General features: G+C 44.4%; 9 protein-coding genes. 4 read left to right on the top strand and 5 right to left on the bottom strand.

The genetic code is table 11. The annotated features are described in order from the left end of the window. Nucleotides 1-61: 61 nt before the first annotated feature. Nucleotides 62-2,482, bottom strand: coding sequence for an ABC transporter permease (locus FSB76_RS29025; protein WP_147059744.1), 2,421 nt, complete (start codon nt 2,480-2,482; stop codon nt 62-64). A 219-nt stretch (nt 2,483-2,701) separates the two neighbouring features. Next, nucleotides 2,702-4,438 carry a phospho-sugar mutase gene (locus FSB76_RS29020; protein WP_147059742.1) on the bottom strand — a complete coding sequence of 579 codons (1,737 nt, stop codon included), beginning with the start codon at nt 4,436-4,438 and terminating at the stop codon, nt 2,702-2,704. Between the two features lie 1,143 nt (nt 4,439-5,581). Between FSB76_RS29020 and FSB76_RS29015 the strand changes: the two genes are divergently transcribed. From FSB76_RS29015 to FSB76_RS29000, 4 genes are all read left to right on the top strand, one after another. Continuing rightward, on the top strand, nt 5,582-6,337 hold the full coding sequence (locus FSB76_RS29015; RefSeq protein WP_147059740.1) for a glucose 1-dehydrogenase: 756 nt from the start codon (nt 5,582-5,584) through the stop codon (nt 6,335-6,337). A 192-nt stretch (nt 6,338-6,529) separates the two neighbouring features. After that, the gene (locus FSB76_RS29010) at nt 6,530-7,108 is read left to right on the top strand and encodes a TetR/AcrR family transcriptional regulator (RefSeq protein WP_147059738.1); all 579 of its coding nucleotides are present in this window, start codon (nt 6,530-6,532) and stop codon (nt 7,106-7,108) included. A 382-nt stretch (nt 7,109-7,490) separates the two neighbouring features. Beyond that, nucleotides 7,491-9,386 carry an AAA domain-containing protein gene (locus FSB76_RS29005; RefSeq protein ID WP_147059736.1) on the top strand — a complete coding sequence of 632 codons (1,896 nt, stop codon included), beginning with the start codon at nt 7,491-7,493 and terminating at the stop codon, nt 9,384-9,386. Nucleotides 9,387-9,489: 103 nt separating this feature from the next. Further along, the gene (locus FSB76_RS29000) at nt 9,490-10,008 is read left to right on the top strand and encodes a DinB family protein (protein WP_147059734.1); all 519 of its coding nucleotides are present in this window, start codon (nt 9,490-9,492) and stop codon (nt 10,006-10,008) included. Between the two features lie 201 nt (nt 10,009-10,209). Here the strand turns inward: FSB76_RS29000 and FSB76_RS28995 are convergent, their stop codons facing one another. The 3 genes from FSB76_RS28995 to FSB76_RS28985 are packed head-to-tail and all read right to left on the bottom strand — an operon-like array spanning nt 10,210 to nt 15,483. Beyond that, nucleotides 10,210-11,151 carry a sugar phosphate isomerase/epimerase family protein gene (locus tag FSB76_RS28995; RefSeq protein WP_147059732.1) on the bottom strand — a complete coding sequence of 314 codons (942 nt, stop codon included), beginning with the start codon at nt 11,149-11,151 and terminating at the stop codon, nt 10,210-10,212. Between the two features lie 3 nt (nt 11,152-11,154). Then, nucleotides 11,155-12,015 carry a sugar phosphate isomerase/epimerase family protein gene (locus FSB76_RS28990; RefSeq protein WP_147059730.1) on the bottom strand — a complete coding sequence of 287 codons (861 nt, stop codon included), beginning with the start codon at nt 12,013-12,015 and terminating at the stop codon, nt 11,155-11,157. A gap of 24 nt (nt 12,016-12,039) precedes the next feature. After that, complete coding sequence (locus FSB76_RS28985; protein WP_147059728.1) at nt 12,040-15,483, bottom strand: ThuA domain-containing protein; 3,444 nt, start codon at nt 15,481-15,483, stop codon at nt 12,040-12,042. Nucleotides 15,484-15,616 lie beyond the last annotated feature (133 nt).

Raw genomic sequence — 15,616 nt, 5'->3', positions numbered from 1 at the left:
TTTCACTCACAACTCACAACTCACAACTCACAACTCACAACTCACAACTCACAACTCACAACTATTCACTACGAAGGCTTTTCACCGGGTTAGCCAATGCTGCACGTACCGCCTTGTACCCTACCGTTACCCAGGCGATAACTACCGACGAGGCTATGGCCAACAGGAAAATCCAGGCGCTTAACGATATGCGATAGGCAAAGTTTTGTAGCCAGCCTGTCATCACGTACCAGGCCAATGGCATGGCAATTACAAAGGATATAACGATAAGCACAACAAACTCTTTAGAAAACAGGTAAACGATACTGCTAACCGACGCGCCTAATACTTTGCGGATACCAACCTCTTTGGTGCGTTGCACTGCCATAAATGATACCAGGCCATATAAACCAAGGCAGGAAATAAAAATGGCTATACCGGCAAATATTTTGTAAACCATGGCCATCTGGTTTTCTGCCTGGTAAAATTTAGCAATATTATCATCCAGGAAATATCCGTTGTAGGCATATTCGGGGTAAGTGTTCTCCCACATTTTTTGCAATTCGGCAACGGTTTTACTTAAGTTTTTAGTCTGGATTTTAATGGCAACATTGCCCTCGAATTTTTTGGCCGGGGCAATAACAATTGGTTTCACAGTTTCGCGCAGCGAGTTGGTTTTAAAATCCTTAACCACACCGGTTATAGGCATCCACCTGCCATTGCCACCCATTCTTACGGTTTTACCAATCGCGCTTTCGGCATTTTGGATTCCCAACTTATGGATAAATGTTTCGTTGACCACCACCTGCCTGGCAGTATCACTTACATCATATCCTTTGCCTGCGGAGAATTGGAGCCCGAAGGTTTTAAAATAGTCGGCATCGCCAAATTTTAAATAGGTGTTAAACCCTGGATCTTTTGTGTTATTATTAAAATTAAAATTGGTGCCCCAGTTGTTTTCCGACGATGGCGCATCCGAACTAAAACTAACCGATTTTACAGCAGAGTTTTGCATCAACTGTTGGCGATATGCTACCATTTTACCCAAACTGATACTATCGGTATAGCCGGGGATAACCAGTACAGCTTCTTTATTAAAGCCAAGGTCGGCCTTGTTTACAAAATCCATTTGGTTCATGGCCACTATAGTACCAATCATTAACAATTGAGATATCGCAAACTGGGTAATAACCAGCGCCCTGCGTAAGGGAATGCCACCGATTGAAGCCGCCGTGATCTTATTTTTCAAAGCTAAAACAGGTTTAAAACCCGATACTACCATAGCGGGGTAAATACCCGATAATACGATAACAACTACCATTACAACAAGTAAAAACAGTAGGTTTTCGGCAGTAAATAAGCCAATGCTTTCGGGTACATTGGCAATACTTTTAAGTTGTGGCATGGCCAACTTTGCAATACCTAAAGCCAGCACTACCGAAAAGAAAACCACCAGGGTGGTTTCGCCAATAACCTGGGCTATCAATTGCTTAGGCGTACTGCCTAATACTTTGCGGATGCCCACTTCTTTTGAGCGGCCAACCGATTGCGCCGTAGACAGGTTTATAAAATTGATGGATGCCATTACGATGATCAGTAAGGCGATGAGCGATATGGTACGCAATGTTGCGTAGCTCATGGTATGATCGGCCAGCGGGTTGCCAAAACGGGTATCAAAGTGGAACAATGATAGTGGTTGCGCCAGGAGATGGGTTTCTGATATACCTTTTTTAAAGTGCTTACGCGAAAAAGCTTCCAGTTGCTTACCAACATTATCAGCACTCATATTTGGGGGCACCATTATAAAAACCTGGTGATTGCTGCTTGTCGATCCCCATTCGCCGCTGTAGTTATAATCTTTACCGTGCGCTTTCCAACTTACAAAAGATACCATTATTTTAAACGGGAAGTCGGTATTAACAGGCGCGTCTTCAATAACCCCGGCAACTTTAAGCGTTATTACGTTGTCCATTTTAAGGGTTTTGCCAACAGCATTTTGCCAGTCGCCAAAGTATTTAATGGCCATGCTTTTGTCAATCACTGCCATGTCCGGATCTTTTAAAACAGATGCGGCGCCAGCCAGCCATTTTGAACTAAAAATGTCAAAGAATTGAGGTTCGATAAATAAAACGCCCAGGTTTTCGGTGAATTTTTTATCGCCTGTACCTGTGCCGGCAACTTCGGGAACGGTGATCTGGCTGCCATAGCTGCTATTTAGGGCTGCTACCTTTGCCTGCGGAAAATCTAACCGAAGGGCCTCAGTAGCAGGCACTGCAATGCCCGGATTATAAGTAAGGTCCGATTCGTGTTTTTCTTGGGTTACAACGTGGTATATATTTTTGTAGTTGGTCTGAAATTTATCAAAACTCAGCTCAAAACTAATGATAACAAAAATGAGCAAACAAGCGGCTATGCCAACCGTAAGCCCGGCTATATTTATGCTTGAATAGGCCTTGTGCCTGACTATATTACGCCACGCTATTTTGATGTAATTCTTGATCATGTGATATGCAGATTTGCACACATGGTTTAAAACACATACCAAAACTTTAAATACCTGATAATAAATAAGTTAAATTACACCAGAATTACGAACATGTTCGTAAGCGTGACAGTGAGTGTACGGTAATGATACAGTAATTTTGGTGCCTGGGCTCGGAATAACGCAAAATCCCGGCGCAAAGGCCGGGATTTTCAGGATATATACTTTTAAACGAAGGGGTTACACGCCCAGGTCCTGCATAATGGCGTCAATTTTAGCATCCAATTCCTTGTCGGTATCGGCATAGGCTTCTTTGCTGGCCAGTTTACCGTTAACGCTGCAATAAAATTTAATCTTCGGCTCGGTACCTGACGGACGGGCAGATATTATGCTGCCGTCTTCGGTAATAAACTGCAACACATCTGATGTAGGCAACTCAATTGCTTTGGTAGTATTGGTATTCAGGTCGGTTTCTACCTGGAACTCGTAATCCTTTAAGGTAACCACTTTCGATCCACCTAAAGTAGCCGGCGGGTTTTTCCTGAAGGTTTCCATCATGGCCTTAATTTCTTCGGCACCGGTTTTACCTTTTTTGGTTATCGATATCAGCTTCTCTTTGTAGAAACCATACTGCACGTAAGTATCTATCAAGGCCTCAAACAGGCTGCTGCCTTTGTCTTTGTAATAGGCCGTCATTTCGGCAATAAAGGCACTTGAAACAACGGCATCTTTATCGCGCACCAGGTCGCCTATCAAATAGCCGTAGCTTTCTTCGCCGCCGCCAATAAAGGTTTGTTTGCCTTCAAAGTGGGTCATCAGCTCGCCAATATATTTAAAACCGGTTAACGTATTGTAGCAGGTTACATTTTTGGCTTTGGCTATGGTATCAATCAGGTTTGATGTCACAATGGTTTTAACAATGTACTCGTTGCCTGTAAGTTTGCCTTTATCTTCCCATGCGCTAAGCAGGTAGTTGATAAGCATACAGCCGGTTTGGTTACCGTTAAGCAATATAAATTCGTTATCGGTGTTTTTTACGGCTATCCCTACACGGTCGGCATCGGGGTCGGTTGCTAACACCAAATCCGCATCAGTTTCCTGTGCTTTTTTTAGTGCCAGGGTTAAAGCTTCTTTCTCTTCGGGGTTTGGATACACTACCGTAGGGAAATTTCCATCGGGCGTGGTTTGTTCGTCTACCAGTATCACATTTTCAAAACCAAAACGTTTTAAAGCTTGCGGCACCAGGGTAATACCTGTACCATGTATTGGCGAATAAACAATTTTTAAATCTTTTTGGCGATTGATAGCATCTGGTGAGATAGATAATTTAGTGATCCCTTCTAAGTAAAGCTCATCAACTTCCTCGCCTATCTCCTCAATGTTGGCATCAACACGGTTGAATTTAATTTCATCAATGCTGGCAATTTTTGCCACTTCGTCCATCACCGCTTTATCATGTGGCGATACAAACTGGCCGCCATCGGCGCCATATGCTTTGTAGCCATTGTACTCTTTAGGGTTGTGCGATGCGGTAAGCATCACGCCGCTTTTGCAACCAAAGTGGCGTACGGCAAAAGAAAGCTCGGGCGTGGGGCGTAAGGCCTTAAAGAAATATACATGGATATCATTGGCCGAAAACACTTCAGCCGTAATGTTCGAAAACAAGTCGGCATTATTACGGCTATCGTGCGCTATGGCAACTTTAACTTTTTCGCCCGGGTATGTTTTTTTCAAATAATTGGCCAGGCCCTGGGTAGCAGCGCCTATGGTGTATTTATTAATCCGGTTTGAGCCCGGGCCCATGGTACCACGCAAGCCACCTGTACCAAATTCCAGGTCGCGGTAAAACGAGTCTGTTAACTCGGTGTATGCTTTATTGTCTAATAACGTTTGAATTTCCTGTTTAACATCAGCATCGTAATTTCCTTCGAGCCAGGTGTTTACTTTCTTTAGGATGGATGGGTCTAAGTCCTGCATTGGTATAGTATTTAAAAGTTGATTGGGTTAACCAGTGGTTGTAACAAATATGATAATAAAATGTGTTTTTAAATCGCCATCAAAAAAATCTGTTGGTACAAATTTGTCCACGATGTTACGCCGATAAATGTAATATTTTCTGCAATTATCTTTCATTATAAAAACATTAATTCGGCAGGCGTATCAATTAAAATTTCTCAAGCCAGTCTAAACCAAATCTCCTTATCACAAAATAAAGCCAGCGATACAAAGCAAAAAGCTAACCACAGAGTTGTGATCAACATCTCACCATCGGGCACTACATTGGTCCACTTGCAAATCCAATGCGGGCTAACACGCATCCATTTATCAGATAGTTAAACGGACACAACCTTGCCTGTAGGGCAAAATATCAATTAAACGGGGTGAAAAGCACTAAAATATCATGAGCTTTTAAACAAAGTATAATTATATTAAATAATTAATATTCAAATTACTATGTACTTTATATGATATATTAATTCAGTATTTTTTAAGCGCACTTGTCAAACCTCAATCCGCACTGGCAATAGGCACTACTCCGCTTTAACTTATCAATATCTCCATTAAAGCAAAATCAATCCATAACTTTAACCGCTCCCCGTTATAACCCTATTTGATTAATGAAAAGTTGACCCCGATTAATTAGTTGCTCATCAGCAGTGCTTCAGAAGCCGGCGTATAATTAACTAATGCCACCGCAAAAACTACTATTTTATCGCCTGATATAAATAATGCATTTAGCAGACTTACAATTTGTTACCTATTTAACAAAACAGCCCTTAATCATAAACACCTGAACACCAGTGCAGGTAATACGCCTGGCTTCAATTACCACACACAATACTTTATGTATGAGAAACTTACATTCATTTATTTACTTGTTTATTGTTTTAAAGTGAAATATCGGCGGTAACTGACAGGTTTGGCAAACAATAACATTAACGATAAATCCAGCAATCACCTATCATTAATATGGCTTGTTAACCCTAACAATATCCGTCACCCCTATTTTGTAATCCAAATGTAATCATCATTAAAAACGATATTTTTATTTTGGAACGATCATTCCAATTTTGTTATCTTTGAGCCATCAAACAAAAACAAATATTAAAAAATAAAACAATGAGCAATTTAACAAACAAAGTAGCCGTAGTTACAGGTGGTAACAGCGGTATAGGATATGCCACTGCAAAAGAATTAGCCGCCAAAGGTGCACAGGTTGTTATTACCGGACGTAACGCTGCGGCAGTAAGCAAAGCAGCCGAAGAACTGGGCGTAACCGGTATAGTATCCGATCAGGCTAAGTTAGACCAGATAGATAACTTTGTTGCCCAGGTAAAAGCACAATTTGGCAAAGTAGATATACTATTCCTTAATGCAGGTGTAGCCTTGTTCAGCCCAATGGAAGTTGCAACCGAAGAGCATTATGATACCATGATGAACCTCAATGTAAAAGGCGTGTATTTCACCGTTCAAAAGTTTCTCCCTATTTTAAATGATGGCGGTTCTATCATATTCAATGCATCAGTTAACGCATCATTGGGCGCTCCCGATAGTAGCGTATACGCCGCAAGTAAAGCAGCCCTGTTATCATTCACTAAAGTATTTGCCCGCGAATTAGCCTCCCGTAAAATCCGTGTTAACTCCGTATCTCCAGGCCCGGTTGAAACCCCGCTTTATGGAAAACTTGGCCTGACCGAAGAGCAGGTTAGCGGCTTTGGATCTGTTTTAAGTCAAAGGATTTTGCTTAACCGTTTCGGTCAATCAGAAGAAATTGCAAACGCGGTAAGGTTCCTGGCTTCTGATGATGCCTCATTTATAACCGGAACCGAACTTGTTGTTGATGGTGGCTTAACTGTTAATGCCATTATGTATTGATAAAGAATCAAGAGTCAAGAATCAAGAGTCAAGACAGCAAAGGTCAGCATAAAAAAATAAGGTTTATTAAATCACTTCTCTTTTGAATTAAAGCATCGACCATGCACATTTCAATCTTGACTCTTGATTCTTGACTCTTGATTCTTGACTCTTGACTCGATTTTCGGTTATTTTGTTTAAAAGAGGATATTTATGGCCAGGAATAAAGATTTTGACGAAGATGAACTGCTTGGCAAGGCTGTTGAGTTGTTTTGGGATAAGGGGTACCATGCAACATCTGCCCAGGATTTGGTAGATGGATTGGGAATAAGCCGTTCAAGTATTTACAATACCTATACTGATAAAAAAACACTTTTTTCAAATGCTTTGAGGTACTACCAGGGCAAAAATACCAGCGCGGTACTCACATTACTCGGGAATACCGAAAACCCGGCAGAGGCCATTAAACAGGTACTGTACGGCGTTATCCGCGAAAGCGAAGAAGATAAATTGGCCAAAGGCTGTTTTATGGTAAATACAGCCATTGAATTATCCAGCCACGATAAAGAGATTGCCGAACTGGTTTCCCAAAACAACCAAAGCGTGGAAGATGCGCTAACCAGTGTTATCGTGAAAGGCCAGCACCAGGGACAGTTTAAAACCACCATGCCCGCCAGGGCGCTGGCCAGGTTTATTTTTAGTATGATAAGCGGTTTAAGGGTATCGGCCCGGAGCGGAGCCGGCAGCAGTGTACTGGAAGATATTGTGTGCGTAGCTTTATCGGCTTTGTAAGGGTCGCGCTTAATGAATGCCATTAAGTTAGTGGTCGATTTAATATCGAACACCGAATGTCCAATATTGAATAATGAAGGAAATACTTCGGCCTTGGGCATTCGAAATTCAGTGTTCGATATTATTTGCCCTTCTGTTTTCTTACCCTAACGAAGGGCCCCTTCGGCTCCCTTATTGGACAACAACGGGCACAAATTTGGAGGCGGCTAAATTGCGCAGCACATCAGTTTAGTGTTAACCATGTTTAAATATAAAATATTGATTACTAAGTATTTATAAAAAATATATCTAAAATATGTTAAGTTATGTTAACCCAGCCAGGTGCGTTTGCCAATGCATCTTTCGGCCTTAAGCTTTTAGCTTTATTGCTACCTTTGCGCCGATGGATTATTTTAAAAAGCTGCTCGATCTGCTGAACAAAGAAAAAGAAGAAGACCGCAGCGCCTACCTCAAACTTACCGAAAACACATCTGCTGCGGATCGTCGTGGGCAGGGCCTTGCCTGGTACCCTATCGCCATCAGGAATACCGAGCCCGGCCGGGGCGATTATATTAACGTAGAGGTGGAACGTACAACTCACCAGGATATATCGCACCAGTTAAGGTTTGGAGTACCTGCCGCCTTATTCAGCAATCACGATCCTCAAAAAGACCGCGTGGAGGGCACTATCACCTACCAGGGCGGTAACAGGCTCAAAATCACCCTCTATACCGATGAACTACCTGATTGGGCCCGCGACGGCAAGCTGGGCATCGACCTGCTGTTTGATAATAACAGCTACGATGAAATGTTCAAGGCCATTAAACAAGCATCGGCCTTAGGCGAAAAAAAGGAAGGCCGTTTGGTGAATATCCTCAGCGGTAAAATTCCCCCCGTTTTTGCCGATGTTGCCCAGCCTTTAAATATTTCCCGTTTAAATATTTCACAACTGGCCGCGGTAAATAAAATTATATCAGCGCAGGACCTGGCTATAGTTCATGGCCCGCCGGGTACCGGGAAAACCACCACACTGTTACAGGCTATTTGTTTGTTGGCCAAACAAAGCAGCAAACAAATTTTGGTAGTAGCGCCGAGTAACACCGCCGTTGACCTCCTGAGCGAAAAACTGGCCGATGAAGGTTTAAACGTTTTAAGAATAGGCAACCCCAACCGGGTATCCGAAAAACTGGTTTCGCTAACGCTGGATAGCAAAATGGCCGGCCATGCGGATAATAAACTCATCCGCGCCCTTAAAAAGCAGGCCAGTGCCTATAAGGATATGGCACATAAATACAGGCGCAGCTTCGGCAAATCGGAACGCGACCAGCGCAAGGCGCTGTTTAACGAGGCGCACAAGATCATGAAAGATGTGGCGAATACCGAGCAGCACATTATTGACGACCTTGTGAGCAAAGCACAGGTAATAACCGCCACCCTTGTTGGCTCCAACCACTATACCATCCGCGAGTTAAAATTTGAAACCGTGGTTATTGACGAAGCCGGCCAGGCACTTGAACCCGCCTGCTGGATCCCTATCCTGAAAGCGCAGAAAGTAATTTTGGCCGGCGATCATTTGCAGCTCCCCCCTACCATTAAATCAAACGATGCCGCCCGCGCGGGCTTAAGCACTACTCTGCTCGAAAAATGCGTTGCCCTGCATCCCGAAGCTGTTGTCTTGCTGAATGAGCAATACCGCATGAACGAGTCCATTATGGGCTTCTCGTCCCGTGAATTTTATGGTAATCAATTAACAGCCCATGCTACGGTAGCAACACGGTTATTGTTCAATGGCGATACACCGGTTACTTTTATCGATACTGCCGGAGCCGGTTTTGAAGAGCAGGTAGCGGGTACCAGTACCTATAACCCGGATGAAGCTGTTCTGCTATTTAAACATCTGAACCGGCTGGTAACCGAGATTGACCCGACCGAAAAATTCCCGTCGGTAGCCATTATATCCCCTTATAAAGAACAGATCAGGGTACTGAACGAACAATTGCAGGCCAACCCGGAGCTGTTGCCTTATATCGATAATATCTCTGTTAATACCATCGACAGTTTCCAGGGGCAGGAGCGCGATATGGTTTACATCAGCCTGGTGCGCAGCAATGCCAATGGCGAGATAGGTTTCCTTTCGGATATCCGCCGCATGAACGTAGCCATGACCCGCGCCCGTAAAAAACTGGTAGTTATAGGCGATAGCGCTACCCTAACCCGTTTACAATTTTACGCTGATTTTGTGGAATATGCCGAAAAACTGGGCGGTTACCAAAGCGCCTGGGAGTATGCGGCAGATTAGGAGCCTGTCGCATATCGCCCGCAAATTGGTCGGTTACACATGCCATCGAAATTAAATTACGTACCGTAACTTTACCATAAAGAAAAAAAGCTATTGATAAGCGATGATAAAAATTGGCCGCCCATACATTGAGGATGCACCCTCCTGGTACCCCTATTTTTTCGATTTAGCCGAAGGCGATGACCTCATTGAAGCATTGGAGATTAACAAACAACAAACCATTAACTTGATCAGGTCGATTCCGGCATCCGCAGAAAATCACAGTTATGCCGAAGGCAAATGGACGGTGAAACAGGTTTTTATTCATCTGAATGACGATGAAAGATATTACGCCTATAAGGCATTTTGTTGTACAAGACGGGTAAACGCCATACTGGAGTTACCGCAGGGCGAAGATTATAACAAAGATTTTAACGCGCAAAACCGGACGCTAACCGATATAGCCGACGAATTCATAATCATCAGGGACGCTACCATCAGCCTTTACAAACATATGACTGACGCTATGCTGGATTTTAAATTCGATAACACCCCGGTCTATACAGCAAGAAGCGTGGGATGGATGGTGGTTGGGCATAATGTACACCATCATAATCTTTTGAAGGAGAGGTATGGGGTGTGAGTTTTACATCCCACTGATTATGTCATTGCAAGACCAGAAGCAATCGAGGACTTGGCGAATCACATTGCGAATATAACGACGTGTTTGCAAGCTATTGACTATCAATATCAAATATCCGTCATTGAGGTACAAAGCAATCCTCTACATGCTAAGTCCTGCATAGTTCGGGATTGCTTCGTACCTCGCAATGACGATAATTTTCTACATCCCCACCGTAACCGCTTTCATTTTCTCCAACGCCGTTTTAGCCACCTTCAACGCATCCTGCGCATAGTAGCTTTTGTTAAATACTTCAAAGGATATCACTAATGGTTTATCGGGGTGTTTCGCTAATTGTAATATCTGTTTTACGGGCGCTATGCCGTCGCCTACATAAATCCTGTCAGGTTCCGAGATTTGGGCAGGTGTAATTCCGGCCGGATAGTCGTTTACGTGTATAATATCCAGTGCCTGTTTGCCAACAAAATTCAGGCTCCCAACCGGCGATCCACCCTTAAAAAAGTGGAATAGATCCAGCAGCACCCTGGCATCTGCGTCACCTAAGGATGATACCACATATAGCACATCGCTTACATGCTTCAGGTTAACAGATGCGCCCCACATTTCCAGTTGTGGGATAACACCACTTTGTTTGCCCATTTTCAGGATGGTGGCGTACCGTTCGGTAGTGGCATCAAGACTTATCGGCTCTTTTGTGCCTCCGGCTGGTGGGGCTGCTATCCGGGGGCAGCCTAATTTGGCCAACAGGTCCATATCCGTTTGCAGGTCGGTCAGGGCTTTGGCACGGATGGTGTCATCATTTGCTATCCAGGGTGCAAAACCTATGGCATCCTCCACTTTAAGGCCAAGCCCGTCGATGATTTTTTTGGCTTCGGTTATAGTGCCACCACCCTGGAGGTAAGTATGCAGCGTATCCAGCCAGATCTCTACAGATGTAAATCCGGCCTTAGCCGCTATCTCCAACTCCTTTACAAAGCCCAGGTTATGGCCTCGGATGGTGCTCATGTTCAGCGAATAAACAAAGCCGTTAGCAGGCTTCTTATCCACCTTGATAGCTGCCGTAACCGGCCCACCCAATACCGCGGCACCAGTTGCCAAACCAATTGTTTTTAACACCTGCCGCCTGTTTAATGCCCCGGCCATATGTTAGTATTTTAAACCTTTAATATATTCAATAGTAACAGGAATCTGCGTGGCGTACGAAGGGCTTTCATCCTCAATAAAATAATGCCTTACGCCCGCTTTCCTTGCTGCTTTAAGCACGGCTGGGATATCAATCTGGCCAGTGCCAAGGGCTACGTCGTTTTTAGTATCGGTGCCACCGGTAAGGTCATTGGCTACGCCTTTACGTATATCCTTCAGGTGCATCAGTTTAATGCGGGTTGGATATTTTTCTATCAGCTTAGCTGGGTCCTGCCCGCCATGGAACGACCACAGCAAGTCAATCTCGAATGATACATACTTTGGGTCGGTATTTTTGGCAATGTAGTCAAACAGTGTACCATCCTCATATGGTCCAAATTCATAACCATGGTTATGGTAGCAAAACGTAATCCCCGCCTCTGCAAGGTATTTGCCAACGGTATTAAAATCGTTAACGGCTTTTTTGGCATCTTCCAGGGTAAATTCCTTACCATGCGGAATCCAGGCTACCATTACATATTTGGCACCTAACGCTTTAGCCTGTTTCACTACCTGGGCCGGGCTTTTTACTATATCATCATACCCGGCTCCTATCGATGGGATGCTGATTCCTCTTTCGTTACAAAGCTTACGGAAAGCTTCGGGCGTCATGCCCTTGGGTTCCTGTCCTTCCAGTTCAGTTATACCCATTGCTTTAATTGTATCCAGTACGGATATCGTTGCCCTGGGCATACTACTGCGGAAGGTATAGGCTTGCACGCCTATTTTACCAATAAAAACCGGCTTGCCGCTTTGTGCAAAAGCATTACAGGTTAATAAAGTTAAGCCCACGCAGGCATTTAAAATTACTGATGATGTTTTCATATATGGTATTCTATGTGTTTTTAATTATTCACCGAAGCGAATATCGCTTAATTTAAGGATGCCATCATTTGGTTTGGTACGTTTAATGGCAAAAACAAATACGTTATGTTTGCCGGTAACTGTTTTTTGCACATCGCCACTCAACCAAGCCAGCTTATCCCAACTGCCGGTATCGCTATAATTTGCCGAGCAAATAACGGGGCCAGCCTGTGAATCCATCCGTACTTCAATCTGGCCATCAACACCCTTTGATGCGTATTGAAAGCTCAGTTTTTTAATATCGGTTAAATCCACATCCCTGAACAACACAAACGACTTATGATTGCCCAACGACAAATCGTCCTTGAAACGATTGAAGCCTTTTAATTCATCAGCATAAACTGCCTTTACATCGGCATTGCGTAAGGTTACCACATCGGTACCGGTAAGCGGACCAACTGCCTTACCGCCTTTATCAGTGTAGGATGCAAACAGCGTGTACTGCCCGCGCGGTTCGGCATCGCTAAATTTCAGGTTCAGGCTGCCGGTAAGTGGTAAGGCAGTAGCCTTACCCTTTTTGTCGGTAAGTGAGAAAATGTATTTTACAATCTCCTTGGTATCGGCTGCCGAAAGCTGTGGGTGCGCGCTCATGACATGCTCGGTTCCCCAGCTGCCCGCGCCACCGGCTATGATCTTTTTGGATAGCTTATCAACCGATCCTTTTTGTGTTTTATACCTTTTGGCTATTGCTATAAAGCTTGGCCCTACCGCTGTTTTGCTGGCCAGGTGGCACGATTTACAATCGCTGTTGGCCATCAACGCCTTACCGGGATAGCTTATTTCGCTGGCCGATAAAGCAGCCAGATTTTGCACCGTTTTACCATCTGCTGATGGCTGTGGATTGTAGATGTAATATAATTTCACCCGTTTAGGGTCTATCTTACCGTCTTCTTTATCCTTTACCACCACATGGTATTTAAAGGGTTGCCCTTTTTGGATGAATGATTTATTGCCGGTGCCGGTAATGGTAACTACCGGCCGGGTATTGCCCACCCTCACCATAATCGTATCGCGCCCTGTAGCACCACCTTTATCGGTAACTTTTAAAATAGCCTTGTAAACACCCGGCTTAGTGTAGGTATAGCTTGCCGAAGCTGTGTTAGCACCCACTGTTTTACCATCAAACAACCACTGATAGGTTATTTTATCGTCATCATCCAAATCTTTACTGTTCTGGCTGTTAAAACCTACAGTTAGCGGTGCCTGACCCGATATCTCTTTTTTTACCGGCATTTCTTTCAACTCGGCAGTAAGATATTTGGTATGCTGGTAGTAGGCTTGCATAGCAGTATCAGTAATACCTGCTTTAGCAATGGGCACACGGTTGCCGGTGTTGTATTCAATTTTCACCAGGCGGGCATCTTCGTTTTGCGCCCCGTACACCGATCCGTATTCCAGCATATATAAAGCACCATCGGGGCCAAATTGCATATCTATAGGCCTCCTGAAATCGCCATTGGCGGGCATAAAGGCTTCGTTGCGTACATAGTTTTCGTTTTCATCAAACGTGAGGCTTATTACCCAGTTGCGCATCCAGTCGGCCACAAACAATTTGCCGTCGTAATAATCAGGGAACTTATTGGGGTTTTTAACATTGGCGTTATACTCGTAAAAATCGCCCCCGATAGCACAGCGTCCGCCTAACCCCAGCTCCGGGAACTCATCCGATGCAGCATAGGGGTACCAGATCATGGCTGGCGTAGCCGGCGGCAATACATTTAGGCCTGTATTATTGGGCGAGTTATTTACCGGGCGTTTAGCATCAAACATTGGCCCGGGTGTGCCTGTAACAAAATCCCAGTGCGAGTAGGCAAAGTTGTTGCCTACAAAATACGGCCAGCCAAAGTTACCCGCCTTGCGCGCCTGGTTAAACTCGTCATAACCGCGCGGGCCACGTGGCGAATCGTTACCGGCATCGGGCCCTATCTCGCCCCAGTATAAAACCGAGGTATTGGGGTTTACCGCAATGCGGTATGGGTTACGGCAACCCATTACATAAATTTCGGGTTTGGTTTTGGCCATACCTTTAGGAAAAAGGTTTCCTTCGGGAATAGTATAGGTGCCATCAGCCTCGGGATGAATCCGTAATATTTTGCCCTTAAAGTCGTTGGTATTGCCTGCGCTACGCTGGGCATCCAGGCTAAAATGTTCTTTGCCGGGGCGTTCGTCAAGCGGTGCGTAACCGTCGGCCGGGAATGGGCTCGAACTATCACCGGTGGACAGGTACAGGTTGCCGTTTTTATCCCAGGCTAAAGAGCCGCCATGGTGCGCGCCGCTCACAATCTGTACGGGCACTTTTAAAAGTATTTTTTCTGATTTCAAATCGAGCACATTAGCCGGGCTCAATTTAAAGCGCGAAAGCTGAAAATTTAAAGGCTCGATGGTTTGCCCTTCGGGCATGTAATAGATGTAAACAAACTGGTTGATTTCAAAATTCGGGTCAAGCGTTAGGCCAATAACTCCGGTGCCCCCCTGGTAAGTGATGGGGAATTTATGGATCACCTTAAACTGGTTGGTTTTGGTATTATAAACCGAAAAATCACCCATCAGCTGAGTAAAAAACACGCGTCCGTCTTTGGCGCAGGCCAACTCCATAGGCGATGCCACGTTGCTAATCAATACCGTTTTAATAAAGCGGGTTTGATCTGGCGATACTTTGGCGTATGCTTTACTATAATCCAGCGGTTTGCCGTTGCCCATGGCGTATTTAATACCGCCAAGCATCTGTCCTAAAAATAAAGGGTCACTATAGCTTTCGTCGGTATGGCCACAGCCGGTGTAAAATGAACGGCCACCGTCAAACTCATGAAACCAGGTTATAGGGTGATTGGCCCCGTTGGTACCACCATCATAAGTATTTTCGTCAAGGCTGGCCAAAACATGAATGCCACCATAGATTGATTTATAGTTGTACCATTCATCAGTACGTTCCCAGCGGGCAGGTAAACCTGCGGTAATAGGGTTTGTGCGGTCGGTAACATCTATAGTAGCCGTACGGATATTTGAATTATTGGGATGGCTTGAAAAATACGCGCCCACCAGTTTACCGTACCATGGCCAGTCGTACTCAGTATCGGCAGCCGAATGGAAACCTGCATATCCGCCCCCGGCCTGTATATACCGCTCAAAAGCTGCCTGCTGCATGGCATTAAGTACATTGCCTGTAGTACACTGAAATATAACGGCATCATATTTTTTCAGGTTCTCATCGGTAAAAGCTTCAGAATTGGTTGTGGTATCAACATCGAAGTTATTTTCTTTACCCAGTTTTTGGATAGCGGCTATCCCAAACGGAATGCAGGAATGATGCCAGCCCAATGTTTTTGAAAAAACCAGCACGTGCTGCCGCGGAACAGTTTTTTTAAATGAATACAGCCCAAAACTGAGCCCTATCAATAAAATACAGGTGAGTTTTAATTTTAATGACATTATTTGAGAGATTTAGTTGATGTACATTTGTTGCCAATAAGCCTGCCGGAAGTCCTCCTCAAGGGCTGCGGGAATAGGCTGATTAGGCCCCTCGATAAAAATGTATTATGTAACGGTAAAAAAGTACCGGCTA

It is taken from the genome of Mucilaginibacter ginsenosidivorax, from assembly GCF_007971525.1.
GTDB classification, from domain to species: Bacteria; Bacteroidota; Bacteroidia; order Sphingobacteriales; family Sphingobacteriaceae; genus Mucilaginibacter; species Mucilaginibacter ginsenosidivorax.
This window is presented reverse-complemented; position numbering and strand designations above follow the sequence as displayed.